The 2,171-nt window shown below is 54.7% G+C and carries 2 protein-coding genes and 1 rRNA gene; all 3 read right to left on the bottom strand.

Features of this window, described 5'->3' with window-relative positions; translation table 11 throughout:
• Nucleotides 1–77, bottom strand: a 16S ribosomal RNA gene (locus AB5Y48_RS18325); the annotation flags it as partial.
• A gap of 382 nt (nucleotides 78–459) precedes the next feature.
• The gene (gene gmhB / locus AB5Y48_RS18320; protein WP_050666779.1) at nucleotides 460–1,002 is read right to left on the bottom strand and encodes a D-glycero-beta-D-manno-heptose 1,7-bisphosphate 7-phosphatase; all 543 of its coding nucleotides are present in this window, start codon (nucleotides 1,000–1,002) and stop codon (nucleotides 460–462) included.
• A gap of 110 nt (nucleotides 1,003–1,112) precedes the next feature.
• The coding region (tuf, locus tag AB5Y48_RS18315) for an elongation factor Tu (protein ID WP_368165408.1) at nucleotides 1,113–2,171 on the bottom strand (1,059 nt) is incomplete at its 5' end.

The raw sequence follows: 2,171 nt of genomic DNA, 5'->3' as shown, positions 1-2,171 counted from the left end.
TCCCGCTGCCGCTCGACTTGCATGTGTTAGGCCTGCCGCCAGCGTTCAATCTGAGCCATGATCAAACTCTTCAATTTAAGTTTGGGCTCAATGAATTGCTGAATTAACTGTTGCTGACTTCCAAAGAAGTCTTGCTTGGTCACTTCATCAGACATTGAAATATCAAAAATTGTTTTTGATGCTTCAATCCTGCGAGTGCCCACACAGATTGCTTGATTCAATTTGTTAAAGAACAGCGCGATTTGCATCGCGACGGGAGTGGCATTCTACGCTTCCCGCCTTGTGAGTCAAGCCTTATTTTACAAGGCTTTTTCACTCATCGACCGGCTCGCTGCTGTGGCGGCGCTGCCCTGTCGATGGAGGCGCATTATAGGGAGTTCGCGCGCCGTGGCAATAGGGATTATGAGAAAAATCACACTTTAGCGCTCATTCGCTCAACAAACCATCAAAACACCCTATTTACTTCAATGACGGGATGCTTTTGGCAAACCCCAGCAGATCATCAAACACCTCGCTCGCCAGCGCCATGCCCTGCTCGGTGAGAGCTTTACCAGTACGAACCAACGCCGTCTTGCCCACCCCTGCCTTGATTCCAGCCTGAATATCGGCGGTCTTGTCACCCACCATATAAGAGGCAGCCAGATCGATCCCTAACTCCCTCGCAGCAGCCAGCAGCATGCCCGGCTCGGGCTTGCGGCAATCGCAAGCAGGCCCATGCTCCGGGTGATGGGGGCAGAAGTAGATACCATCCAGATCCACATCACGATCCGCCAGGGACCAATCCATCCATTCGGTGAGGTTCATAAAGTCATCTTCACTGAAATAACCTCGAGCGATGCCGGACTGGTTGGTGACCAGCACCAGGAGATAACCCTTCTTTTTCAGGAGCTGCAGCGCTTCTATAGTGCCGGGCAAAAAGTGAAAATCATCCACCTGGCTGATATAACCGGTGTCTTCGTTGATGACACCATCACGGTCGAGAAAAATTGCGGGCTTGGCCACTGTGACTACCTCTAAGAAAAGTGCGCCGAGAATTATGGCACAGGGGAATACACAGAAAAACAAAAGGGGTGGCCGAAGCCACCCCTTGAGTGCGTATGAGCAAGGTTCGATTACTCGATAACCTTGGCTACAACGCCGGCGCCAACAGTACGGCCACCTTCACGGATTGCGAAGCGCAGACCGTCGTCCATCGCGATCGGGCAGATCAGGGTAACAACCATCTTGATGTTGTCGCCCGGCATGACCATCTCTACGCCTTCCGGCAGTTCGATGGTACCGGTCACGTCGGTAGTACGGAAGTAGAACTGCGGACGGTAGCCCTTGAAGAACGGGGTGTGACGACCACCTTCTTCCTTGGACAGTACGTATACTTCGGACTCGAACTTGGTGTGCGGGGTGATGGTGCCCGGCTTCGCCAGTACCTGACCACGCTCTACGTCTTCACGCTTCACGCCACGCAGCAGGGCGCCAACGTTCTCACCTGCACGACCTTCGTCCAGCAGCTTACGGAACATTTCAACACCGGTACAGGTGGTCTTGGTGGTCTCTTTGATACCAACAATTTCAACTTCTTCACCTACCTTCACGATACCGCGCTCTACACGACCGGTAACGACAGTACCACGACCGGCGATGGAGAATACGTCTTCGATCGGCATCAGGAACGGCATGTCGATGGCACGCTCCGGCTCCGGGATGTAGGTATCCAGGTGACCGGCCAGCTCCAGGATCTTCTCTTCCCACTGAGCTTCGCCTTCCAGCGCCTTCAGGGCAGAGCCACGTACGACCGGCAGGTCGTCGCCCGGGAAGTCGTACTCGGACAGCAGCTCACGCACTTCCATCTCTACCAGCTCGAGCAGCTCTTCGTCATCAACCATGTCGCACTTGTTCATGAACACGATGATGTACGGAACGCCTACCTGGCGACCCAGCAGGATGTGCTCACGGGTCTGCGGCATCGGGCCGTCGGTAGCAGCTACTACCAGGATTGCGCCGTCCATCTGGGCAGCACCGGTGATCATGTTCTTAACGTAGTCGGCGTGACCCGGGCAGTCTACGTGAGCGTAGTGACGGGTAGCGGTGTCGTATTCTACGTGGGAGGTGTTGATGGTGATACCACGCTCACGCTCTTCCGGCGCCTTGTCGATCTGGTCGAAGGCGAAGGCCTT

Origin of the sequence: Aeromonas sp. R6-2 (assembly GCF_040908155.1) — a bacterium.
Taxonomy (GTDB): Bacteria; Pseudomonadota; Gammaproteobacteria; order Enterobacterales; family Aeromonadaceae; genus Aeromonas; species Aeromonas schubertii.
The sequence above is the reverse complement of the archived record's forward strand: the minus strand, read 5'-3'. Positions and strand labels throughout refer to the sequence as shown.